We start from the raw sequence: 23,609 nt of genomic DNA, 5'->3' as shown, positions 1-23,609 counted from the left end.
TTTCTCACTTCATTTCGATAACGGCAAATGCCGTCTTTTGCTACTTGGACAATCCGTTCGCAAAAGCTGCTCGAGGAGGTAATTCGTGTTTATCTATGTGCTAGTTCACACCAGCCACTAGCTCTCTGAAACAGGGAGATAAACACTACTCGTTCCTGTCATCGCTTTTATGTATATCGTTTTTGATATACATGTTTTTATCATACTCTCATAAATTTGTCAAACCGAATCAGATCGCATTTATAATGAAAGAAAAATGACAAAAAGCCGCAATATTCAACAAAAAATATGATATACTGTGTTTACATTTATTTGTTGTTTATATAGGGGGAATGCCCATGGAGCATATAAAACAAACGTTTTCCCTAGAGAAAGCATGGCGTTATTTTCTCATTACATATGAAGTATGTTGGAATCTTTTTCTTATTTTTCTTATTTTCGCGCTATGCGCCATTTGCTTTGCGGTCGGTCTTGGCGCCGGATATTTTGCTTTTTTAGTAAAAGATATGCCGCTTCCTTCGTATCAAGAAATGAAAACAGATATTTACAACTATGAGGAAACAACGCATATTTACTTCGCCAATAACGTTTATCTTGGAAATTTCCGCACGGATTTAGAGAGAGAAGAAGTAAAATTGAAAGATGTTTCCCCTTACGTCATAAAAGCAATAATCGCAACAGAAGACGAATATTTTTACGAACATCATGGTATTGTTCCAAAAGCAATTATCCGGGCGCTTTTTCAAGAAGCTACCAACTCTGCAATGCAAACAGGCGGAAGCACACTAACGCAACAGCTTGTGAAAAATCAAATATTAACCAATGAAGCGTCGTTTGAACGGAAAGCGAAAGAAATATTGCTTGCGCTTCGCCTCGAAAAATTTTTTAGCAAAAATGAAATTTTAGAGGCATATTTAAATGTCGTTCCATTCGGCAGAAACTCATCCGGGCGCAACATTGCCGGCATCCAAGCAGCGGCCCAAGGCGTTTTTGGAGTAAATGCAAAAGATTTAAATCTAGCCCAAGCAGCATTTTTGGCCGGCCTTCCGCAAAGCCCTTTCGTTTATACGCCATTTACAAGCGATGGAAAAGTGAAAAAAGATTTATCCCCAGCATTGCATCGCATGAAAACGGTGTTAACACGCATGAAACAGGCAGGCTATATTTCCGAAAAGCAATATAAAGAAGCGCTGCAATATGATATCGCCAAACATTTTGCGCCACCAAAGCCATCACCGTTTGAGAAATATCCGTGGCTCACGATGGAAATTGAAAAGCGTGCGAAAGAAGCGCTAGCGGAAGTTTTAGCCCAAAAAGATGGGTATGAGAAACAGCAGTTATGGCAAGACGCATCTCTTTATGAACGCTATTTAGCAAAAGCAGAAAAACAGCTTCGCCAAAACGGGTATAACATTTACACAACGATTGACAAAAATATTTACGATCGCATGCAAAAAGTAGTTACAAATTATCAATATTACGGCGACGACATTATTCAATACGTAAAAGATCAACAGACGGGCAAAACGATTGCAAAGCGGGAACCTGTCGAAGTCGGTGCAATCCTTATTGAAAATAAGACAGGAAGAATTATTAGCTTTGTCGGCGGCAGAGATTACGGGCGAGAGCAGCTAAATCACGCCACACAAGCATATCGATCAAACGGTTCGACGATGAAACCGCTGCTCGTATATGCGCCAGCAATGGAAATGGGCATTATTCAGCCCGGTTCCGTCATCCCAGACACAGAATTGCGCATCAAGACAAGTAAAGGTTATTACACTCCAAAAAATGCGGACCGAAAAACACACGGTTTAGTCACCGCTCGACGCGCCCTGCAGGATTCTTATAACATTCCTGCGATTCGAACATATATGAAGATCATGAATCAACATCCAGTACAATATTTGCATAAAATGGGCATTACCAGTGTGGCAAAAACAGAAGAAAACCACGTCGCCTTGGCGATCGGAGGAACGGATAAGGGAGTGACAGTAGAAGAAAATGTCAACGCCTATGCCACATTTGCGAATTACGGAACATTTATCGATGCGTATTTAATTGAAAAAATCGTATCGAAAGATGGACAAGTCATTTACGAACATCAAAGCAAACCTGTTCCTGTCTTTTCTCCGCAGACATCCTATTTAATGATTGATATGATGAGAGACGTTATTCGACACGGCACAGCGTCCTCTCTCCCGTATTATTTAAAATTCCAAGCGGATTGGGCTGGGAAAACGGGAACAGGACAAAATAATCAGGACTCATGGTTTGTTGCAACAAATCCGAACGTTACATTTGGCGTTTGGATGGGATATGATACTCCGGCACCGCTGCAGCTAAAATATAAAGGGTTATCCTATAGCAAACGAACCCAGCTATTATGGGCACAACTAATGAATGCGGCTTATGATGTAAAGCCGCAGCTAATCGCTCCAAAAACGCGATTCAATATGCCAGGCGGCATCGTCCGTCGTGCATATTGTACAGTTTCAGGGTTCGTTCCATCTGATTTATGCGAAAAAGCTGGATTAGTCAACTATGATTTATATAATACAAAATTCACCCCAAAGCCAAGTAAGGACCAATAATTTAATCGAAGGACTCTTTGTTGAAGTCAACGGCAAACGGTACATCGCGCTTAATACAACACCGAGCGAGTTTGTTTCAAGCGGGGTAGAAATTGCTCAAAAAACTAGGAATCTACAATATAAACTCCGCCGAGTGGAACGGAACACTATTGGTTAGTGAAATGAAAGAAAACGCAAAACACCCAGACCCGCCTGCCGTCCAACTAACCAATGAAACAATAACTTGGAAGCCGCATCACGAAAACGACGTCATTGGCTATCGTGTATATTGTGCGGAACAAAAAGGAGCGCCGTTTCGTGTTGTCTCTATCGTTAAAGCTGGGAAATCTTTAACATTTTCCAATCTACATCCAAAAGCAACATATTATGTGGCAGCAGTAGATATAAGCGGCAATGAATCCCCACCATCGAACATCATTTCTGAACAAAATGCCGTTGTACCAAATCAAGGAAAAAAGAAAACATCAGATAGCCCTTCGAAGAACCATTAAAAAAAGCTGATCATATCGATCAGCTTTTTTCTTAGTCTTCCATTGTCGATAAATCCCCTGTCGGCAAGTTGAGTTCCCAAGCTTTTAAGACGCGGCGCATAATTTTTCCGCTTCGCGTTTTTGGCAGTTTGTCGCGGAATTCAATTTCCCGCGGCGCTGCGTGTGCCGCCAATCCTTTTTTGACAAACTGGCGAATGTCTTCTTTCAATTCCTCTGATGGTTCATATCCTTCCCGAAGCGAAATAAACGCTTTAATAATTTCCCCGCGCACCGGATCTGGCTTACCGATAACCCCGGCTTCCGCCACCGCTGGATGTTCAACTAGCTTGCTTTCTACTTCAAATGGACCAACGCGTTCTCCAGATGTATTAATCACATCATCGACACGACCTTGGAACCAGAAATATCCGTCTTCATCCATATAGGCGGAATCGCCGGAAACGTACCAATCGCCGATGAAATACGATTCATATTTTTGTGGGTTATTCCAAATCGTTTTCATCATCGACGGCCATCCTTTTTTAATCGCTAAGTTGCCCATACGATATGGTGGCAGCTCATTTCCTTGATCATCAACAATGGCTGCTTTTACACCAGGAATCGGTTTCCCCATCGACCCCGGCTTAATTTCCATGCAAGGATAGTTACAAATAAGATGAGCTCCTGTTTCTGTCATCCACCATGTATCATGAATGCGTCGCCCGAATACTTTCATCCCCCAGCGAATGACTTCTGGATTCAATGGTTCTCCAACACTGAGAATATGGCGAAGTGAGCTTAAATCGTATTTTTTGACAATTTCATCGCCGGCTCCCATCAACATGCGAAATGCCGTTGGCGCACTATACCACACTGTTACGCCGAAATCTTGAATCGCTTGATACCATGCATCCGGGCTAAAACGTCCTCCAATAATGACGCTTGAAGCGCCACACAACCAAGGACCGAAAATACCATATGATGTTCCCGTTACCCAACCAGGGTCAGCTGTACACCAATAAATATCATCTTCTTTTAAATCAAGCACCCATTTTGCTGTTTGATAATGTTGAATCATTGCATTGTGAACGTGCAAAACCCCTTTTGGTTTGCCGGTAGAACCAGATGTATAATGCAAAATAAGTCCATCTTGGCGGTCTACCCATTCAATGTCAAAATGTTTGCTCGCTTCGTTCATTCGTTTCTTTAAGTCAATATACGGACCTTCTTCCACAATGTTATCCCCGACAAGAAAAACGTATTTCAGCTCAGGCAGATCATTGACTGGAACCCGCGGCAACAGTTCCGGTGTCGTGATGATTGCCTTCGCTCCACTATCCTCAAGCCGATCGCGCACCGCTCCTTCCATAAATGCTTCAAACAGCGGACCAACAATCGCGCCTGTTTTAATGACTCCTAATACAGAAAAATACAATTCCGGAGAGCGCGGCATAAAAATAAATACGCGGTCTCCTTTTTCAATCTCTGCTACTTGTTTTAGTACATTTGCAACTTTGTTGGACATTTCTTTCATTTCTTTGAATGTATACTTTTCATTTCTCGATGCATCACGGTAATAGAGAGCTACTTTATTTTTTCGAAACGTTTCCGCATGGCGGTCGATCGCTTCATACGCCATATTGACCCGGCCTGTTTCAAACCACGAAAATTCCTTTTCTACTTCTTTCCAATCAAAATTTTTATATGTTTCTTCATAATTTTTTAAATTATAGTCCCCTTGTATGACCGGTAGTACTTCCGTTTTCATTCTCCGACTCCCCCTTATGTAAGTGGTTACAGTCCTATTATAGTATATCTCTTACGAATTCTCAATTTTTTAAAAATTTTCTTTTTATTTTTTATGAACTTTTTTTGAAACCGGTCTTCCAGTCGTTTTTTCATGTATAATGTTAGCAGAAAGACAAATCTAGGTGGTGCTCTATGGAACATAAAAAAACGTATAATGCGAAAGAACTAAAAACCCCAAAAGGGGCATTAATTATTGAGGGCCCAGTATCTGCTGAAAAACTAGCAAGTTACGAATTTCATCACGATTTGACATCATTCCGCCAGCCGCCGCAGCAACATAAAGCACTCATTGAAATCGCAAAGCTGCCAGAAGGAAGAATTATTATCGCCCGTCATAACCAAACCATTGTTGGTTATGTTACGTTTCTTTATCCCGACCCGCTTGAACGTTGGTCACAAGGAAACATGGAAAATTTAATCGAGTTAGGCGCGATTGAAGTCATCCCGGAGTTTCGCGGCTATGGGGTAGGAAAAAATTTGCTGATTGTATCGATGATGGATGATGCAATGGAAGATTACATTATTATTACAACAGAATATTACTGGCATTGGGATTTAAAAGGGACGGGGTTAAATGTATGGGAATACCGGAAATTAATGGAGAAAATGATGAACGCCGGCGGGCTTGTTTGGTATGCAACGGATGATCCTGAAATTTGTTCCCATCCGGCTAACTGCTTAATGGTTCGCATCGGCAAACGGGTCGATCAAGAATCTATCCAAAAATTCGATCGCCTTCGTTTTATGAATCGGTACATGTATTAAAAATCTTTCTTGACAACAAAGGGGAGAGGAATCAGTGATTGTCGAACAAATTATGAAAACTCCTGTCGTTACACTCCAGCCGACAAATACGATTGCAGAAGCGATTCAGTTAGTACGACAACTGCGCATTCGCCATATTCCGATTGTTGATGCCGAAAACCATGTTATCGGCATTGTAACAGATCGAGATCTTCGCGATGCAAGCCCTTCTATTTTTCGTCTTCACGAACATCTCGAAGATTTACAAAAACCGCTCAGCACGATTATGAAAAAAGACGTCATCGTCGGACATCCGCTCGATTTTGTGGAAGAAGTAGCGGCGCTGTTTTACGAGCATAAAATCAGCTGTTTACCTATCGTCCAAGACGGCAAACTTGTCGGCATCGTGACGGAAACAGATTTATTATATACGCTCATTCAGCTTACGGGGGCGCATCAACCTAGTTCACAAATTGAAGTGAAAGTGCCTAATGAAAGCGGCATGTTAAGCAAAGCGGCCGCTATTATCGCCAAAAGACATACGAATATTTCCAGCGTTCTTTTATATCCTGACGAAGACGAAAACTACCAAATTCTTGTCTTCCGCGTGCAGACAATGAATCCGATTGGAATTATTAACGATCTAAAAAATGCTGGCTATACGGTGTTATGGCCAAACTTACCGGGGGTTTCGTCATGAAAAAAGATTGTGTATTTATTTACAGTGATGATTTCCTTCGGTATAAATTTCATGATGAGCACCCGTTTAACCAACTTCGCGTTAAACTCACGTACGATTTATTGCGCGCGATGAATGCATTAGAAGATGAACAAATTGTCGCACCAAGAGTCGCAACGGACGAAGAACTTGCCTTAATTCATGATCAATCATATATTGAAGCGGTCAAAGCAGCTGGAAAAGGCCAGTTGCCTGAACAGGCAGCCTTAAACTACGGACTAGGGACAGAAGATACGCCAATTTTCCCAAATATGCATGAGGCAAGCGCTTTGTTGGTAGGAAGCACATTAACTGCAGTCGATTATGTGCTATCCGGAAAAGCAAAGCATGCGTTAAGTTTAGGCGGCGGGCTTCACCACGGCTTTCGCGGCAAAGCATCCGGTTTTTGCGTTTACAATGATAGCGCTGTCGCCATTAAGTATATTCGAGAAAAATACGGACTCCGCGTTCTTTACGTCGATACGGATGCCCATCATGGAGACGGCGTCCAATGGGCATTTTATGATGACCCAAATGTATGTACGTTTTCCATTCATGAAACAGGCCGCTATCTATTTCCCGGAACAGGAAATGTGAACGAACGCGGACACGGGGCAGGATATGGGTATTCATTTAACATTCCAGTAGATGCGTTTACAGAAGATGAATCATGGCTTGATGCTTATACACAAGCGCTTCGAGAAATTGCGGAATTTTTCCGGCCCGATGTGATTTTCACGCAAAACGGAGCGGACGCTCATTATTACGATCCGCTTACTCATTTGTCCGTAACGATGAAAACATACCGTGAAATCCCGAAACTCGCCCATCAAATCGCTCACGAATATTGTGACGGGCGTTGGATCGCAGTTGGCGGCGGCGGTTACGATATTTGGCGCGTCGTTCCGCGGGCATGGGCGCTTATTTGGTTGGAAATGACAGAACAATCGAATATTTCCGGAAACTTACCGAAGCCATGGCTTGATAAATGGCAATCGCGTTCTCCTGTCCCATTGCCGCAAGAATGGGATGATCCGGAACCACTATATCCACCGATTCCACGAAAAGCGGAAATTACCGAAAAAAATGCTCAAACGGTAGAAAAAGCGTTATATCCAATTCGCAGTCAGCGACAAAAATCAACCGATCAAACTATTTTCTAATAAATGATATTTTGTCATCTTCATAAAAAACAAAAAGGGGCTTAGCAAAAACGATAGCCCCTTTTTGTTATTTCGTTGAGTTACGATATTCAATACGGTGCGGCAGCACGACGATATGGTTTTCGACGTTTTCCTTATTCATATATTTGGTTAATAAACGCATCGCAACCGCACCGATGTCATACATCGGCTGCACTACCGTCGTTAAACGAGGACGAACCATTGTCGCAAGCCGTGTATTGTCAAAACCGACCACTTCTAATTGATCCGGAATGCGAACGCCATGATCTTGCGCGCTATGGATAATGCCAAGCGCCATCTCATCAGTTCCAGCAAAAACAGCGGTTGGCTTCTCGGCTAATTCAGCGATTTTTTCATATGCCTCAATGCCGGAATCATAGGAGTTATCTCCTTCAATTATAAGCTCTTCGTCATAGGCTATTCCATGCGTTTCTAAAGCGCGGCGGTAGCCCGCCAATTTCTTTTGGTTTATTGGATCATCCGTCGGTCCCGTCACATAGGCGACCCGTTTGTTTCCTTTTTCTACAAGATAAGTAACCGCTTCAAAGGAAGCTTGTTCATAATCAATGTTGACTGATGGAATGGTATTATTTGGTTCAATCGTTGCGGCTAACACGATTGGCACAGGTGATTTCTGAAACTCATTGACATGCTCTTCGGTAATGTTTCCACCCATAAACAAAATGCCGTCCACTTGTTTAGCGAGCATCGTATTGAGCAAATGCAATTCTTTTTCTTTATTTTGGTCAGAGTTGCTTAAAATGATATTATATTTGTACATCGTGGCAATATCTTCAATTCCACGTGCCAATTCCGCGAAAAAGATGCTAGAAATATCAGGAATAATAACCCCAACGGTCGTTGTTTTTTTGCTAGCAAGTCCCCGTGCAACCGCATTTGGCCGGTAGCCTAGACGTTCAATCGCTTCCAACACCTTTTTTCTTGTTGATGGCTTCACATTTGGGTTTCCATTCACGACACGAGACACGGTCGCCATCGACACGTTTGCCTCTCGTGCCACATCGTAAATCGTTACATTCATCGATTTCACTCCTCTTTTTTATAAATAAACATCGATTGTTATTTTCATAACAACAAATATCCGTTTATGCAAAAATATCATACGATACATTATGGCTGAATCGCAACGAATTGGCAACTATTTTGCAAATGTTTTCACAAACAATTCACTAATATTGAGGAAAACTTTCTATGTATATCATACCCAACCTATGAACAATGATAACTTTATGGTCCATTTCCATTCCGTTTTCGATATATTTTGCAACCGAACGCAAATTCTCATAAAATAATGCATTCACGAAAATTAGTTCAGGAAATCCGCGCTACATCTTGGAAAGCGAAACGTACATTCCAAAAAAACATCATAACCCAAATGGCAGTAAACAGAAAATTCCCCCTTCAGAGAATTGCTGAAGGGGGATCGTTGAATTCCATTATGCTTTTACCATTTGCCGCTGGAACGCTCTTATTTCTTCCATAAATTCATTAAATTGAGCAATATCCATTTGTTGTGCCGAATCCGATAATGCAACCGCTGGATCTGGATGTACCTCTGCCATTACTCCATCCGCGCCAATTGCTAACGCTGCTTTCGCACAAGGAATTAATAAGTCACGACGGCCTGTTGAATGAGTAACATCAACCAATACAGGCAAGTGTGTTTCTTTCTTTAAAATTGGCACCGCAGAAATATCCAACGTATTTCTTGTCGCGCGCTCATATGTGCGAATACCGCGTTCACAAAGAATAATTTGACCGTTTCCTTGCGACATAATGTACTCTGCCGCATTAATGAATTCTTCAATCGTTGCCGCTAGCCCGCGTTTTAACAAAATTGGCTTGTTCACTTGGCCTGCCGCTTTTAAAAGCTCAAAGTTTTGCATGTTGCGCGCACCAATTTGAATCACATCAATATAGTCTAGCGCTATTTCAATATCCGCAGGGGTGACAATTTCACTAATCACAGCTAAGTCAAACTCATCGGCAATTCGTTTTAAAATTTTTAATCCTTCCACGCCTAGTCCTTGGAAATCATATGGCGATGTTCTCGGTTTGTACGCACCGCCGCGAAGAAGTTTTAATCCTTGTTTCTTCACCGCTTTTGCAACAGCCGCAACTTGTTCATAGCTTTCGACCGCACACGGTCCCATCACAAAATATTGGTTGCCGTCGCCAATTTTTTCTCCTTTTACATCAACAATCGTATTTTCCGGATGCTTCTTGCGCGATACAAGCAATGCTTTACGATGATCATCTTCTTGCAGTTCAAGACCAGCTTTAAAAATTTCTTTAAAAATATGTTGCAATGTCGATGTTTCAAACGGCCCATCGTTGTGCTCAGAAATTAAATCAAGCATTTTCCGTTCACGCACTGGGTCATAACGATATGTTCCTTGCGTTTCCTTGATTTTTCCAATTTCTTGAACAAGTCTCCCTCGTTCATTAATTAATTCCAAAATTTGTAAGTTAATTTCATCCACCTTTGCGCGCAGCTCATCTAATCTCTTATTGCTCATGCTTTCCCATCCTTTCTTTCGTGCAGTTTAGTTCAAAACCGTTTTCCACCTTATCCCGATGACTCCAGTCACGGACTTTATGATTGATTATTTTTTAATTAGTCATTATTATAATGGAAACAGAAGCAGTTGTCATCAAAAAATACTTTATTTATTAAACGCTTTTAAGTAATAAAGTGTTTTATAAGAATTGCATAAGATATTTTATGAGAATTGCATAAAAAAGTGTCCGAATCACTCGGAAACAAACGCCAATGGACAATAAAGAAAAAAGGACATGCACCATCCTTTCGTAAACGCTTGGAAGTGCATGTCTTTACAGCTATATGTTAGAAATGGAGTCTTCGGCCAAAGATGCCATTCATGCTTGTATTACTTCTTTTTTTAGAGAGTCATATGTAATATTCCAGTGCGATGTATGCCACACGACAGATCCATTTTCAAACAAAAGTGCTTGCGGCGATTCATGTTTCACACCAAACGTTTCAGCGATATAGTTCGAAAGTGGACGCGCTTCTTGCACAAACAAATAATATGTATCCACTTCCGGGTAGTCGGCTGCGAATTTTTCATACTCTTGAAACGCTGCTTGACTAATTGGGCATGTAAGACTATGTTTGATGAATAAAAACCGTTTCCCTTCTTTTAACACTTCTTGAAATTGTTCAATCGTCTCCAGTTTCTTCTTTCCCACTTTGCTCACTCCGTTTCATTTTGTTTTTGCAATTTTTGCTCCGCATCATGGAACGCTTCTTCTGCTTCTTTCAACAATTTTTCTATATTTTCTTTATCCTTTTCGCTCGCCGGCACCGAAATCGGGATGACCGATGTTTCCGACGGCGTTGTGGATTCAGAAGAAGATATCTTCTCGTTCGTTTTTCCAATTGGAATAAATTTCGTTACTTCTTTCGTTTTTTCTTTGGCGACTTCTAACCATTCTGTTGCTGTTGTTTTCATCGGCTCTAATTTTCCTGTTTCATTGATTTCAGCGAGCCATTGTTTTCCTTTTTCGCTTGTCAATAGCATCGCCGTCACCGCACCAGCAATTCCGCCGACAATCGCTCCTAACAAAAATCCTCCATTATTTTTTGCCATTAAACATAGCCTCCTTCGTCTTTTTTTGCTTCCTTTCCTTCCATTTTTCCCATATTTCCATAAAAGCATTTCCCCATTGCATTACTTTTACTACTTTTTCTTGGTATGCATCTACTTTCTTTGTCACAGAGGAAGAAAATTGTTGCAACGAATGGTTGAACGACTGAACGGTAGAACTGACATCATTTACGGCATGGACAAGCGAATTCAATCCTTCCACTTTTTTCTGAACATCATCAGCAAGCGCATTCGCTTTCTTTAACAGCTGTGCCGTTTCCGTCGTAATGCCCTGCACTTCTTTGTCTAAATGGTCAATGGTCGCCGTTAAGCGGCGGATCGTTTCCTGCAATACCGTTAATGTTCTTGCGATATAAATGACTAATATGAAAAAAGAGATGGCAATCAACGCGATGCTGGCATATAAAATGATTTTCACTTAATTTCCTCCTTGCTAGCAGCCGTTTTGGGTTCTCCACATTTTTCCCTTTTCAAACGTTCGACGTCCATCCGACAAATTCCTGCAAGTATATTCATTCAAAAAATGATGTGAAATCAATGTTTCCATTCCAACAAGGGCATTGCATAACGCTCATTCATCGCGGCATGGTCATAATAAGCAGCTTTCAGGATATCGAGGCAGTGAAATTTCCTACGAGACATGCTTACTTATTTACAATGTGAGATGATAAATTTGGTGATAAAAAACGAGCCGGCAAGTGGATGCCTAGCTCGTTTTTCATTTTTACTAAAAAGCACCAAATTATGAGCGAACCGTCCGCTCGTATGCTTCTTGAAACTTTTGAATATCTCCTGCGCCCATAAAAATTAATACCGCGTTTTCATGCTGTTTTAATATAGATGTATTATCTTCTTGAATGAGACGGGAATTTGGAATTTGCGCCTGCAGGTCATGAATCGACAATTTGCCATGATGCTCGCGAGCAGAGCCAAATATATCACATAAATATACTTGGTCAGCTTGCTGCAAGCTTTCCGCAAATTCCCGCAAAAACGTTTGTGTTCGCGTATACGTATGCGGCTGAAAAATCGCAACAATTTCGCGCCCCGGATATTTTTGTCTCGCCGCATCAATCGTTGCGATAATTTCCCGCGGATGATGCGCATAGTCATCAATCAAAATTTGATTGCCGAGCACTTTTTCGCTAAAGCGGCGTTTTACGCCTTGGAACGTTTTTAATCGTTCTTGAATAATGCGGACATCCATCTCTTCATAATGGCAAAGCGCAATGACGGCAAGCGCATTTAATACGTTATGGTCGCCAAATCGCGGAATTTCGAACGAAGCAAAAAACGTATTGCGGACAAACACGTCAAATGCTGTTCCTTCTGTTGTTTTCACCACATTGCGCGCTTGGAAATCATTATCATCCCCAAATCCGTAAAACAACACCGGCACTTTTGCTTGAATTTTTTGTAAGTATTCATCATCCCCGCAGGCGATAATCCCTTTTTTCACTTGCAGCGCCATTTCTTGAAACGCTGAAAATACATCGTCGATATTGGCAAAATAATCAGGGTGATCAAAATCAATATTTGTCATGATTGCATAATCTGGAAAGTAGGATAAGAAGTGGCGGCGGTATTCGCATGCCTCAAATACAAAATATTTACTTCCTTCTATCCCTTTTCCCGTTCCATCACCAATTAAATATGATGTCGGATGCACCCCTTGCATCACATGTGCAAGCAAGCCAGTCGTCGATGTTTTTCCGTGCGATCCCGTAACCGCAATGCTTGTAAACTTTTGCAAAAATTCCCCTAAAAAGCGATGATACCGGATCACAGGCACTCCTAATTCATGAGCAGCTTGTATTTCTTCATGCGTATCAGGAAAAGCATTGCCTGCAATCACCGTATAGCCCGGTTTAATATTTTCTTTGTTAAAGGGCAAAATGGGAATTCCCCGCTCCTCTAATGCTTTTTGGGTAAAAAAACGCTTCTCAACATCTGAACCTTGGACCGTATAATTCATATCATGAAGAACTTGCGCTAAAGCGCTCATTCCTGTTCCTTTAATGCCAACAAAATGGTAAACTGTCATAATTAAGCCCTCCAACAATCGTCTATCTGTAAGACAGTATATGACGTTCATCTAGTTTTGCCATTTATTTCATTTGGCGTATGTATTCTCACATTTCATCATTATATCATTGTTTGCTTCTAAAAACTATGAGTACATCCGAAAAGAAAACGAATGGGACGGTCTTTCTATCAGCAACCTTTATATTTCCGACAAATCGACTCTTTCTAAGCGCGGGTTTGGGCGATATCTTCTCCCTGCTTTCGCCTGATGCTTTCCGTTTAACAATACATTATCGCCGGTAAAGCCAATATGAATTTTAAGAAGGCTTCTGCCGACACCATACATATCAACAGGCACGCCTTGCTTTTCAAATTCGATAATGCGTTCCTCATTAAATCCGCCGCTGACGACAATTTTCACATGGTGGAATCCTTCACGATCTAACGCTTCACGGAGCGCAAAAATAAGCGGTGGATTGACGCCGCGGGGATCAAACGTTCCGAGCACTTCCGGATGCCGAATAAAATATTGGTCAATCATCGTTCTCGATGTATCGACGCGAACCCCTTTTAATTTATCGCCAAACTCACGGGCAACGCGAAGCGCATCGGTAATACAGTCATTATTGTAATCGACAAGCACAATTAAGTCATCATTTGGATATTTTTGGTGATATGCCTTTGCCGCCGCAACAACATCGCCGTCAAATAACTGGATGAGCGCATGCGGCATTGTTCCCATTCCTTGTTTCCCCCACCATTCATTCATCGCATGGGTCGCTTGCGCCGTTGAACCGCCAATAAACGCCGCATAGCCATCACCGGCTTGTTGAGTGTAATGATCGTCGCGGTCTCCCATAAAAATAATTGGTTTTTGCACACCGGATAATGCCGCCGCTTTCACGACATTGTAAACGTTCGTCGCCACTGACGTACGCCGGGCTAAAATGCCGTCAATAATCCCTTCTAAAAACCCGAAATTTTGATACGGGCCGGTAATGGTCAATACGGTTTCAAATGGACTGATCTTATCCCCGTCTTTTAATGAATAAATTTCTAACTTCTCAGGTTCATCCGCAAATGTTTTGATGAGTGCGATCACTTCATCTGTTCCACATAATACAGCATGTTCCTTTTGAAAAAATTGCATCGTAACAATATTATTTGGACAAAACTCTTTGACAATTTCACGCGTTTTTAAAAAATAAACGGCGGAAAACCAGCCATCGCGAATCCGCTCATCAAATTTAAACGTTTTATTCGTTAATCGTTTAATTTTCCCTTGCAATTTTAATTCGATTTCCTTCATCGCTGCTCCCTCGCCTATATCTTCATGTGATGTACTATCATATCATACTATTTTCTTGCAAATTCGCCAATTCCTCTTCAGTAATTAATACATCCCGCGGTTTGCTGCCTCGTGCTTCAGAAATGATTCCTTGTTCTTCCATCATCTCTATTAAGCGGGCTGCGCGATTATAGCCGATGCGAAAATGACGTTGCAAACTCGATGTAGAAGCTCCTCCTTGTTGCACAACGAATTCGCAAGCTTCATAAAAAAGTTCATCTTCCTCATGATGAGCAACCGTCTTTTTGGCAAAATCGTCCTGCTGAAACAAATAAGAAGGCGCCATCTGCGTTTTCACATGGGCTACTACCCGCTCAATTTCTTCATCAGATACGTAATTTCCTTGAACACGTACCGTTTTCGATGATCCATTTTCTAAAAACAACATGTCGCCGCGTCCGAGCAGTTTTTCCGCACCATTCGTATCGATAATCGTCCGTGAATCGACTTGGGATGAGACAGAAAAGGCGATTCTTGTCGGGATATTCGCTTTGATTAACCCGGTGATCACATCAACGGATGGGCGTTGTGTCGCAACAACTAAATGAATTCCGCACGCCCTTGCCTTTTGCGCAATGCGGCAAATCGCTTCTTCGACATCCGCCGGCGCTACCATCATTAAATCCGCGAGCTCGTCGATGATAATAACAATATACGGGAGATGATGTTCTGGACCGTTTTTCTGTTTCACGAGCTCATTGTATTTTTGAATATCACGGACACCTGCATGTGCGAAAATTTCATACCGCCGCTCCATTTCTTCCACCGCCCATTTTAGCGCTCCCGTTGCTGCCTTCACATCCGTAATGACCGGGCTGACAAGATGCGGAATATCATTATATGGAGCGAGCTCCACCATTTTTGGGTCAATCAGGAGCAATTTTACTTCATGTGGAGCAGCTTTGTACAACAAACTGACAAGCATTGCATTAATACACACGCTTTTTCCTGAGCCGGTCGCTCCAGCAATTAATCCATGCGGCATCTTTTTTAAATCCGTTACTACTGGCGCTCCCGATATGTCAAGCCCAAGCGCCACCGTTAACGGGGATGGATTGTTTTGAAACGCATCGCTTTCTAAAATTTCCCGAATCCATACAGGCCGGCTTTTCAAGTTTGGAACTTCAATACCGATGGTACGTTTTCCTGGAATCGGCGCTTCAATCCGAATATCTTTTGCTGCTAAATTTAGTTTAATATCATCTGCTAAATTCGTAATTTTGCTTACTTTTACCCCTAGGTCCGGCTGTACTTCAAACCGCGTTACCGTTGGCCCTTGTGTTGTGTTGACCACCTTTGCGCCAATATGGAAGCTGGCAAATGTTCGATTCAGACGTTCACATTGCTCGCGAATCCATTGCTCATCGCTTTCTTGGCTTCGTTTGGGGCTCTCTAGCAGCGATAAGGACGGGAATTGATACCCACTTGCAGCAGATTGTCTTTTTTCTTCCCACTTTTTTCGATCTTGTTTTAGCATAATGACATTGTATGGAATGCGAGAACGTGTCGAATGGGATGATTGTTTGCTCGTATGATGGTCGTTTTCGGGCATATCTGTCTTTGTCTCTTCTTTTTTTTCTGCTTCCGTTTCTTGTAAATTCGTCTCCTTTTCCGCCGCGATCGTTTCGATTTGTTCTTCCTCTTCGCCTTTTGGTGATTGAAATCCATCCTCTTTTTCTTGAGGAGCGTTGTCCACTGATTCTTTTTCGCTTGTTTCTAATCGTTCCGACGGCGTTGGTATCGGATCATTGATTTCATCTACTTTTTCTTCCGGTACAGATGGCAATAGATCTGTTGCACGTTCTATGGAGCTAGATGGCAGCTCCCATTCTATTACAGGTTCGTTCTTTTTCGTTACTCTTTTATATCCATAAACAGGAGACAGCACATCAGAAGGCCGGAACTGTTTTTTTTCTGAATCTGCCAAATGGTCTTGTTGGCTTTCCTTTACACGTCTTGGCAAATGATCGGAATGCCATACAGAAGAAACACGTTCATGATGTTCTTGACGAAATGATGAATGACGGCGCTTCGATGTTGGTTCATCTGGAATAAGCGGAAACCGGAAGTTTCCTTTTGGATATTGATACGCCACCTTTACGTCCAATTGGGAAGAAGAAAGTTTCTCCCTCTGTTTTTTCTGCGACGAAACGTATTGTTCTTCTTCCTCTGTTTCCAGCAAATAACGAACGAATCGTTTTAACCATTTCATCGCTCAATCACTCTTTCTGTTAAATTCGTTTCGGAAAAAAAGTCACTAGAATCCATCTAGTGACTATCATCGCATTACCAAGTAAATGGCTGACCCACTTCATATTCATCGGATAATACTAAAATGCCTTTTTCTTGCGGAGCGTTTGGCAATTCCAATTCGCGCGCGGAACAAATCATCCCGTACGAAGGAACACCGCGCAATTCTGCCTCCTGAATAATAAGTCCGCTTGGCATCACCGCACCGATTTTAGCGACAACGACCTTTTGCCCTGCTTCCACATTTGGTGCGCCACATACAATCTGCAATACTTCTGTTCCGACGTCCACTTGGCATACGCTCAATTTATCCGCATTCGGATGTTTCTTTTTCTCTTTTACATAACCAACTACAAATTTTGGAGAAAGATCGACTTCAATCGTTTCGTTCCAACCGTTTTTCTTTAATATATTGTTAATGACAGAAACAAGCTCCTCGTTCAACTCCAATAAGCCGTTACCGTCAAAATGATGATAAGTAGAAGCTTGAAAAATATTATATCCTGCTGTTTCTCCAGTTTTTTCATCAAAGATGCGGACAACGTCTCCTTTTTTTTCAAACGCCCGCTGATCTGGCTGAATCGGTTTTAATGAAACGAGCAGTACATCGCCGACTCCTTGACGGTTATAAAATACGTTCATCCCCACTCATCCTTTCTTCCTTATTTTTTGCGATAATTTTTTCCTAAAATAAAAATCGGTTCGAGTTCTCCATCTTCATATAAAAATGATAAAGCGGTGATCGGCACTCGTCCACTCGCAAAAAAGCTCATCGTCATTTGCGCGAGCACATCGTATCCAACTTCATTTTGCAAATCAGCAATAATCAGCACATCTTGATGAGGCACAGCAAGCGCCATCGTTCCCGTTATTTTCTTTTTCATTTTCGCTAAAAATGGCTCGTTTAAAATGCGGCTTGCGTCATAGCCATCATTTGTATTCACAAAATAAAACGTATTTCCGGCTACTTTGTCTTCTTTGACATGAACATCCAACGAACGGACATTAAAACGAGCAATTTCTTTTATTCGTTCTTCATTCCATTGTTCTTGTTCCATCATCTTTTTATCGATCAGCCGATACGTATTGCCCAAGTCAAGTGCATAATAAATGCGGGTTTCCGCCGTATGTTCATCATAAAGAAGCGGAATGCCTTCTTTTGTCTCCGTCGGGAACGATGTCGAGCGAATAACCGGGTAAATATCTTTTTCTTTGCCGGAAAGCGTATGTTTTTCATGCATGGTATTTAGCGCTTGTTCAACGTAATATACGATTTCGTCAACGGCTTCGTCTTTTTGTTCGTGCCATTTTGCAATGACACCCGGAAGCGAAATCGTTACCCCTTTTTTCGTTTCTTTATCTTCAATGCGGAGCGTATCCTTTTTTCGGTCAAATTGAAACGTCCAATCATCGCGGGCAAGCCTTTTTTTTATTTCCTCATACATTTGTTTACTATCCATGGATATGCCCCCTATATTATGACAAGCTCTGGATAAACCGTTCAACTTCCTCTTTCGTTTTGCGATCTTTGCTGACAAATCTGCCTAACTCTTTGCCGTTATCATAAGCAATAAAGCTTGGAATGCCAAAAACGTTTTCTTGCTGACATACTTCGAGCAATTGGTCGCGATCAACGTAATAAAACTCATATTCGGAAAAAGCCTGCTCGATTTCCGGCAAAAATGGTTGAATAAATCGGCAGTCCGGGCACCAATCAGCAGAAAAAACGAATATTGCTTTTTTTGTTTTTTTCACTTCCTCATATTGTGCTGCTGTTTCAATCGTTTTCATTGATAAAAACTCCTTTCTATGTCTTTTTTATGATATCGCGAATCAGTGATTTTGACAAAAAAATTCATACTGACCGACTAATAACTGAACAATATGTCGAAACATGCCGGCACGATCGACATAACCGTTTGTAAAAACACCGATCGCTCCTTCTTTATGGCGGATGTTTCTTTCTCCTGTATATTCCGCCATCACATCTCCGAGTTCTCTGCCAGCACGAATTCCTTTTGCCACTTCAAAAGGAAGCGGAATGCGCGCTCCGCCGGCGGTAATAACGGTGCCATCACGGTCGGCAAGCGCTCCCCAATTGCAAAGCCATAACTCTCCGTCTATCTCCATCACACCGCCTTCCAAACCGATGCCGATGTCCGCGTTCTCTTTTTGTAGCGCGTGTTTAGCTCGATTTATCGCTCCTTGACGCGTTTCGTGGTCGGAAAGCGGCTGGGCGGAAACATCCGATGGAACATCCGTCGGTACAAGGGTATAATGTTCCGAAGAAAAAACGCTGCGGACAGCCGCCACCTTTGCTTGATTCGTTGTGCCAATGGCAATGATTTTCAATGCTTCCCACTCCTTTTTACGGAAAAAGAGAAGTCTTGTCAAACAAGACTTCTCATATTGATTAGCTGTTTTTCTTAATTGCATCGACTGTTGCTTTATCACACCGCTTTACAAGTTCAATAAGCAACTGCTTTGCTGCCTGATAATCATCGACGTGAATGATCGACGCATGTGTATGAATATAACGGGAACAAATACCGATCACGGCAGACGGCACTCCGCTGTTGGCGATATGCACTCTTCCGGCATCCGTTCCTCCACCCGGTGAAACGAAAAATTGATATGGAATGCCGTGCGTTTCTGCCGTATCTAATACAAATTCGCGCATACCGCGATGAGTCACCATCGAACGGTCATAAATGCGGACAAGCGCCCCTTTTCCAAGATGTCCAAATTCTTTCGCGTCTCCGGTCATATCGTTCGCCGGGCTTGCGTCTAACGCGAAAAAGATATCAGGCTGAATCATGGTTGCGGCGGTTTGCGCCCCGCGCAACCCGACTTCTTCTTGGACAGTAGCACCTGAATATAGCACGTTTGGCAGTTTCTCATTCTTCAACTCTTTCAACAATTCAATCGCCAATCCACAGCCATAACGATTGTCCCACGCTTTTGCCAAAATTTTTTTCGGATTGGCCATTGGGGTAAATGGGCAAATCGGTACAATTTGTTGTCCTGGTTTAATCCCCATTTTTTTCGCGTCTTCACGGTCATCAGCACCGACGTCGATGAGCATGTTTTTGATCTCCATCGGCTTGTTTCGTTGTTCTTCGCTCAACAAATGCGGCGGAATCGAGCTGATCACTCCAACAACTGGACCATGATCAGTAATGATTTGTACGCGCTGTGCTAACAATACTTGATTCCACCAGCCGCCAAGCGGCTGAAAACGAATCATGCCGTTATTGGTAATAGCGGTGACCATAAAGCCGACTTCGTCCATATGCCCTGCAACCATCACGGTAGGACCGTTTTCATCGCCGCGTTTGACGCCAAAGATGCTGCCAAGCCGGTCTTGTACGACTTCATCCGCGTACTTTTCCAGCTCTTTGCGCATGAAATTCCGCACCGCATGTTCATTGCCTGGTGCTCCCGGCAATTCGGTCAATGTTTGAAACAGTCGAAGCGTTTCTACATTCATCGTTCTTAACTCCTTTTTTCTAATCATTTTTATTGTAACGAACAAGTAAACGTTTTTCCACTTTCCTTACATTCTTTGATGAAATCGGATATACTAAACGGTAGACAAGAAACTGCGGAGGTCTCTACTAATGAACTGGAAAAAATTTATAGCTGGTATGGCCGTTGGATTTGTCGCGGCATACGTCGTTGAAGCGAAGCGAAAACAGCGAATGATTTCTTCGGAAAAAGCACTTTCACTAGCCAAAGCAGCCTTTTTGCAACAAGCGCCAATCAGCGGCTCATGGATTCAAACAAATCCGGAAACATACAGAAAAAACAATATCGTCTACACGGTGTACAAAGGCGGCGTCTGCCGTGATCATGAACAATACGAATTTGTCATCGACGCCTATACGGGAACCATCATCGAAACAAAACCGCTTTAAGGCCGTACGGGTGCCCCTCACATCCTTTTCAACATGGATCAAAGTCACGGACGGTTTCGATCAACATGGGCGATGATGTTTCCGTCCTCGTCCCACTTTAGCGCACGATAATACGCATCGTGATAAAACGTAAACCACGCCTGTTTTTCGACCGCGTATGGGATCCATTTTTGTTTTTCAAAAACCGATGTCATTGGATAATCATCATATGCCATTACCCATAATACATTTTGATGGGCGTGTGTCGCTAATAAATCACCCATATGAATCGCCATTTCTCCATCCGATTCGATCAAAATAATCGAATGCCCGTCACTATGTCCTCCGGTATGTACCATTTTGATCCCGTTTGCTACTTCTTTCTCTTTTTCAAATGGGATGACTTGCTCGGCGATCGGTTCCCAATTTTCCTTCCAATATGTATTACGTGAACGAATGTTTGGATGTCTCATTTCGTCCCATTCTCTCTGTGACGTAATAATTTCCGCGCGCGGAAAAGTAGAAACAAGCCGATCTCCTTCCCATTTTGTCAAGCCGCAAGCGTGATCAAAATGCATATGTGTCATTAGAATGATGTCAATATCGTCCGTCGACAGTCCCAACTCGTTGAGAGACTGTTCGAGTTTTGATTCCTCCGTTACACCGAAATTCCGCTTTTGTTTATCCGATAATTTGCCATTGCCAATCCCTGATTCAATCAAGATATTTTTTCCATTCACTTGTACGAGAATAGGATCGGTACGCAATTCAATTTGATTGTTGTCATTAGACGGATACTTTTTCGACCAAAGCGGCTTCGGCACAACTCCGAACATCGCTCCACCATCTAAATGTGTTACCCCTCCGTTTAACCATGTCATTTTAATTTTCCCAATTTCCAATTGTTCCATTTCCCATCACCTCACTATTTTAGTGTATCATTTATGCGAATATTTCGAAAACAAAAAAATAAAGGGCTGTCTTTTCTTCAAAGACCAGCCTTGCGTTGTTTTGGCGGATATTTTACTTCACATCGGTAAATGCGATTTCCTTTTGCTGAAAACTTTTCTTCATATTCCGTCATCACATTCCCTTCAAAATCACTATTGTGTAAATCCAAACTTACGTATGTCAGCACTAATCCATATTGTGAAAAACTAACAAGCGAATATTCAAAAAAGCCTTGATTATCGGTTTTAAAATGAATTTCTCCTTCATCCACTAACACTTTCTCATACAACTCGAGAAACGCACGATATGTTAATCGTCGCTTTTCATGCCGTTTTTTCGGCCATGGGTCGGAGAAGTTTAAATAAATGCGTTCGATTTCTCCCTCCGCAAAAAAATTTGTTAAATCTTTCGCATTCACATTTAATAAACGCAAATTCGGCAATTCATTTTCAATGAGTTTATCTAATGCAGAGACAAGTACACTTGGGTACAGTTCAATACCAATATAGTTAATGTTCGGATTTGCTTTCGCCATTTCTGTAATAAATTTTCCTTTTCCTGTACCAATTTCGATATGAATCGGGTGATCATTACCAAATAACTCATTCCATCTTCCCTTATGTTCCTCTGGATTTGGAATAACGTATTGTGGATATGCAGCAATTTTTTCTTTTGCCCATGGTTTATTACGTAGACGCATACCGACACCTCTGTTTCTTTGTTCATCGTTGTCAACGATATCATGAATAAGCACAAATATGCAAGCTCATTTATCGATGCCTAGGACAAAACTTTTTCGCCATAAAAAAACACAGCCGTGCGTACGACTGCGAAAAACGAATGATAAAACCCCCTATATCGGCGCATATTATAAATGTATAGCATACTTTTTCAAAGGATGGTGGTAATGTTGCCACTAAATCACGAGCATCAAATCACCATATTAAAAGATATTTTATCGGAACATCAAGCTGACTGCTGCGGCACCGTTTCCGAATGTGAACAAATCGAACGGCTCGTAAAATCATTGATGGGAAATGAACAAGTGCATCCACAAGTAAAAAGAGTACTTCCGGACATTTACACATACGGACAAAACGGAAAGTATAGCGCTGATTTAAACTCTCACATTTTATCCCATCAACAGCAATTATCGGAGTGGGTCAATCAGCTTACGTAGGAAATGCAACGACTGTTGCATTTCCTTTTTTGCATTTTTTTCTTTTTGCCATATAAGCGAGTGAAGGGTTTGCGCTATGGTATACCATTTCATGCGAAAACGCAAATCATCGGTTAACTTAAGGCCGTAAAGTTCGAGCCAATCTTCCCATTTTTCTTCAGGAATATAGGAATAAAGCAACATCCCGATATCAATGGCCGGATCGGCAATCATCGCACCATCCCAATCAATTAAGTACAATTTTCCATCTTCAGCAAGCAGCCAGTTGTTATGGTTAATATCACAGTGACAGACGACATACTCATCACATTGAAGCGAAGACATATGCTGTTCGAGCCAATCGACAGCCTGTTCCACTAACGGCTCCTCAAATGAATGGGGAGTGAATTGCTCTTTTAGTTTTTCCATCATCATCTCTGGCAGTAATGGCGTTTTTCCTAACCTTCTCAGCATCGTTACTAAATCTTTGGAACGATGAATTTTCCGCAATAAGTTCGCCACTTGTTCACTTCCCATATCTTGTGGCTTCAATTCCCTTGCGTTCAACCACTGTTGAGCGGTAAACACATCGCCATTTTCCATCCGCTTCGTCCAAATCAGTTTTGGGACGATGCCTTCCGCTGATAAAACCGCAAGAAATGGCGAAGAATTCCGTTTTAAAAACAACTTTCTCCCCTCATATTCCGCAAAATACGCATCTCCAGTTGTGCCGCCAGCAGGAGTGATGTCCCACTCCTTTCCTAGTAACTGTTCCAAAGCAAGTTCACCTTCGACTTAAAAAAATAAG

General features: G+C 42.0%; 22 protein-coding genes, 1 pseudogene and 1 other annotated feature (1 of these 24 only partly in view). Of the genes and pseudogenes, 6 read left to right on the top strand and 17 right to left on the bottom strand.

Features of this window, described 5'->3' with window-relative positions; genetic code table 11:
• Positions 1-171 (bottom strand) — a binding site (T-box leader); it reaches 50 nt to the left of the window's first position.
• A gap of 167 nt (positions 172-338) precedes the next feature.
• A pseudogene (locus QSJ37_RS12725) lies at positions 339-3,085 on the top strand (transglycosylase domain-containing protein).
• Between the two features lie 31 nt (positions 3,086-3,116).
• Here QSJ37_RS12725 and acsA read toward each other — a convergent pair.
• Positions 3,117-4,832 carry an acetate--CoA ligase gene (gene acsA, locus QSJ37_RS12720; RefSeq protein WP_285755473.1) on the bottom strand — a complete coding sequence of 572 codons (1,716 nt, stop codon included), beginning with the start codon at positions 4,830-4,832 and terminating at the stop codon, positions 3,117-3,119.
• Positions 4,833-5,005: 173 nt separating this feature from the next.
• On the opposite strand from acsA, the gene QSJ37_RS12715 reads away from it, so the two are divergent.
• Genes QSJ37_RS12715 through QSJ37_RS12705 form a run of 3 tightly spaced genes read left to right on the top strand, consistent with a single transcriptional unit; the run spans position 5,006 to position 7,498 of the window.
• Positions 5,006-5,638, top strand: a complete 633-nt coding sequence (locus QSJ37_RS12715; RefSeq protein ID WP_285755472.1) for a GNAT family N-acetyltransferase — start codon at positions 5,006-5,008, stop codon at positions 5,636-5,638.
• Between the two features lie 34 nt (positions 5,639-5,672).
• Positions 5,673-6,317, top strand: a complete 645-nt coding sequence (locus tag QSJ37_RS12710) for an acetoin utilization AcuB family protein (protein ID WP_285755471.1) — start codon at positions 5,673-5,675, stop codon at positions 6,315-6,317.
• Positions 6,314-7,498 carry an acetoin utilization protein AcuC gene (locus QSJ37_RS12705; protein WP_285755469.1) on the top strand — a complete coding sequence of 395 codons (1,185 nt, stop codon included), beginning with the start codon at positions 6,314-6,316 and terminating at the stop codon, positions 7,496-7,498. Before QSJ37_RS12710 ends, QSJ37_RS12705 begins: the two co-directional genes overlap by 4 nt.
• 67 nt (positions 7,499-7,565) lie before the next feature.
• On the opposite strand, the gene ccpA is transcribed toward QSJ37_RS12705, so the two are convergent.
• From ccpA to QSJ37_RS12640, 13 genes are all read right to left on the bottom strand, one after another.
• Positions 7,566-8,561, bottom strand: a complete 996-nt coding sequence (gene ccpA / locus QSJ37_RS12700; RefSeq protein ID WP_285755468.1) for a catabolite control protein A — start codon at positions 8,559-8,561, stop codon at positions 7,566-7,568.
• A 415-nt stretch (positions 8,562-8,976) separates the two neighbouring features.
• The gene (locus tag QSJ37_RS12695) at positions 8,977-10,059 is read right to left on the bottom strand and encodes a bifunctional 3-deoxy-7-phosphoheptulonate synthase/chorismate mutase (RefSeq protein WP_285755467.1); all 1,083 of its coding nucleotides are present in this window, start codon (positions 10,057-10,059) and stop codon (positions 8,977-8,979) included.
• A 361-nt stretch (positions 10,060-10,420) separates the two neighbouring features.
• Positions 10,421-10,753: a bacillithiol system redox-active protein YtxJ gene (gene ytxJ / locus QSJ37_RS12690; RefSeq protein WP_015864831.1), complete on the bottom strand. Its 333-nt coding sequence runs from the start codon at positions 10,751-10,753 to the stop codon at positions 10,421-10,423.
• 5 nt (positions 10,754-10,758) lie between these two features.
• Complete coding sequence (locus QSJ37_RS12685; protein ID WP_285755466.1) at positions 10,759-11,154, bottom strand: YtxH domain-containing protein; 396 nt, start codon at positions 11,152-11,154, stop codon at positions 10,759-10,761.
• Positions 11,141-11,590: a DUF948 domain-containing protein gene (locus QSJ37_RS12680; RefSeq protein WP_285755465.1), complete on the bottom strand. Its 450-nt coding sequence runs from the start codon at positions 11,588-11,590 to the stop codon at positions 11,141-11,143. Before QSJ37_RS12680 ends, QSJ37_RS12685 begins: the two co-directional genes overlap by 14 nt.
• Before the next feature lie 324 nt (positions 11,591-11,914).
• Positions 11,915-13,216, bottom strand: coding sequence for a UDP-N-acetylmuramate--L-alanine ligase (gene murC / locus QSJ37_RS12675; protein WP_285755464.1), 1,302 nt, complete (start codon positions 13,214-13,216; stop codon positions 11,915-11,917).
• Between the two features lie 180 nt (positions 13,217-13,396).
• Positions 13,397-14,506 (bottom strand): nicotinate phosphoribosyltransferase, encoded by a 1,110-nt coding sequence (locus tag QSJ37_RS12670; RefSeq protein ID WP_285755463.1) that lies wholly within the window; start codon positions 14,504-14,506, stop codon positions 13,397-13,399.
• Positions 14,507-14,543: 37 nt separating this feature from the next.
• Complete coding sequence (locus QSJ37_RS12665; protein WP_285755462.1) at positions 14,544-16,757, bottom strand: DNA translocase FtsK; 2,214 nt, start codon at positions 16,755-16,757, stop codon at positions 14,544-14,546.
• Between the two features lie 74 nt (positions 16,758-16,831).
• Positions 16,832-17,437, bottom strand: a complete 606-nt coding sequence (gene ytpR / locus QSJ37_RS12660; protein ID WP_285755461.1) for a YtpR family tRNA-binding protein — start codon at positions 17,435-17,437, stop codon at positions 16,832-16,834.
• Positions 17,438-17,457: 20 nt separating this feature from the next.
• Positions 17,458-18,255 (bottom strand): DUF1444 domain-containing protein, encoded by a 798-nt coding sequence (locus QSJ37_RS12655; protein ID WP_285755460.1) that lies wholly within the window; start codon positions 18,253-18,255, stop codon positions 17,458-17,460.
• Between the two features lie 16 nt (positions 18,256-18,271).
• On the bottom strand, positions 18,272-18,586 hold the full coding sequence (locus QSJ37_RS12650; RefSeq protein ID WP_015864839.1) for a thioredoxin family protein: 315 nt from the start codon (positions 18,584-18,586) through the stop codon (positions 18,272-18,274).
• Between the two features lie 42 nt (positions 18,587-18,628).
• Entirely contained in the window at positions 18,629-19,147 is a 519-nt protein-coding gene (locus tag QSJ37_RS12645) for a DUF84 family protein (RefSeq protein WP_285755459.1), read from the bottom strand.
• Between the two features lie 61 nt (positions 19,148-19,208).
• A complete protein-coding gene (locus tag QSJ37_RS12640) occupies positions 19,209-20,285 on the bottom strand; it encodes a M42 family metallopeptidase (protein ID WP_097354877.1) in 1,077 nt (358 codons plus the stop codon).
• 130 nt (positions 20,286-20,415) lie between these two features.
• Between QSJ37_RS12640 and QSJ37_RS12635 the strand changes: the two genes are divergently transcribed.
• On the top strand, positions 20,416-20,712 hold the full coding sequence (locus QSJ37_RS12635; RefSeq protein ID WP_285755458.1) for a PepSY domain-containing protein: 297 nt from the start codon (positions 20,416-20,418) through the stop codon (positions 20,710-20,712).
• A gap of 44 nt (positions 20,713-20,756) precedes the next feature.
• On the opposite strand, the gene QSJ37_RS12630 is transcribed toward QSJ37_RS12635, so the two are convergent.
• Entirely contained in the window at positions 20,757-21,602 is an 846-nt protein-coding gene (locus tag QSJ37_RS12630) for a YtnP family quorum-quenching lactonase (RefSeq protein ID WP_285755457.1), read from the bottom strand.
• A gap of 77 nt (positions 21,603-21,679) precedes the next feature.
• Positions 21,680-22,342: a tRNA (guanosine(46)-N7)-methyltransferase TrmB gene (trmB, locus tag QSJ37_RS12625; protein WP_285755456.1), complete on the bottom strand. Its 663-nt coding sequence runs from the start codon at positions 22,340-22,342 to the stop codon at positions 21,680-21,682.
• A 210-nt stretch (positions 22,343-22,552) separates the two neighbouring features.
• On the opposite strand from trmB, the gene QSJ37_RS12620 reads away from it, so the two are divergent.
• A complete protein-coding gene (locus QSJ37_RS12620) occupies positions 22,553-22,822 on the top strand; it encodes a YtzH-like family protein (protein ID WP_285756121.1) in 270 nt (89 codons plus the stop codon).
• On the opposite strand, the gene QSJ37_RS12615 is transcribed toward QSJ37_RS12620, so the two are convergent.
• Positions 22,793-23,578, bottom strand: a complete 786-nt coding sequence (locus tag QSJ37_RS12615) for a phosphotransferase family protein (RefSeq protein ID WP_285755455.1) — start codon at positions 23,576-23,578, stop codon at positions 22,793-22,795. The genes QSJ37_RS12620 and QSJ37_RS12615 overlap by 30 nt on opposite strands.
• Between the last annotated feature and the right edge of the window lie 31 nt (positions 23,579-23,609).

The organism is Parageobacillus sp. G301 (genome assembly GCF_030268025.1).
GTDB classification, from domain to species: domain Bacteria; phylum Bacillota; class Bacilli; order Bacillales; family Anoxybacillaceae; genus Parageobacillus_B; species Parageobacillus_B toebii.
This window is presented reverse-complemented; position numbering and strand designations above follow the sequence as displayed.

Coding starts and splice junctions, on each gene's coding strand:
- acsA (WP_285755473.1), bottom strand. CDS start 4,832: ATGAAAACGGAAGTACTACCGGTCATACAAGGGGACTATAATTTAAAA.
- QSJ37_RS12715 (WP_285755472.1), top strand. CDS start 5,006: ATGGAACATAAAAAAACGTATAATGCGAAAGAACTAAAAACCCCAAAA.
- QSJ37_RS12705 (WP_285755469.1), top strand. CDS start 6,314: ATGAAAAAAGATTGTGTATTTATTTACAGTGATGATTTCCTTCGGTAT.
- ccpA (WP_285755468.1), bottom strand. CDS start 8,561: ATGAATGTAACGATTTACGATGTGGCACGAGAGGCAAACGTGTCGATG.
- QSJ37_RS12695 (WP_285755467.1), bottom strand. CDS start 10,059: ATGAGCAATAAGAGATTAGATGAGCTGCGCGCAAAGGTGGATGAAATT.
- QSJ37_RS12685 (WP_285755466.1), bottom strand. CDS start 11,154: ATGGCAAAAAATAATGGAGGATTTTTGTTAGGAGCGATTGTCGGCGGA.
- murC (WP_285755464.1), bottom strand. CDS start 13,216: ATGACAGTTTACCATTTTGTTGGCATTAAAGGAACAGGAATGAGCGCT.
- QSJ37_RS12670 (WP_285755463.1), bottom strand. CDS start 14,506: ATGAAGGAAATCGAATTAAAATTGCAAGGGAAAATTAAACGATTAACG.
- QSJ37_RS12665 (WP_285755462.1), bottom strand. CDS start 16,757: ATGAAATGGTTAAAACGATTCGTTCGTTATTTGCTGGAAACAGAGGAA.
- ytpR (WP_285755461.1), bottom strand. CDS start 17,437: ATGAACGTATTTTATAACCGTCAAGGAGTCGGCGATGTACTGCTCGTT.
- QSJ37_RS12655 (WP_285755460.1), bottom strand. CDS start 18,255: ATGGATAGTAAACAAATGTATGAGGAAATAAAAAAAAGGCTTGCCCGC.
- QSJ37_RS12650 (WP_015864839.1), bottom strand. CDS start 18,586: ATGAAAACGATTGAAACAGCAGCACAATATGAGGAAGTGAAAAAAACA.
- QSJ37_RS12640 (WP_097354877.1), bottom strand. CDS start 20,285: ATGAATGTAGAAACGCTTCGACTGTTTCAAACATTGACCGAATTGCCG.
- QSJ37_RS12635 (WP_285755458.1), top strand. CDS start 20,416: ATGAACTGGAAAAAATTTATAGCTGGTATGGCCGTTGGATTTGTCGCG.
- QSJ37_RS12630 (WP_285755457.1), bottom strand. CDS start 21,602: ATGGAACAATTGGAAATTGGGAAAATTAAAATGACATGGTTAAACGGA.
- trmB (WP_285755456.1), bottom strand. CDS start 22,342: ATGCGTCTACGTAATAAACCATGGGCAAAAGAAAAAATTGCTGCATAT.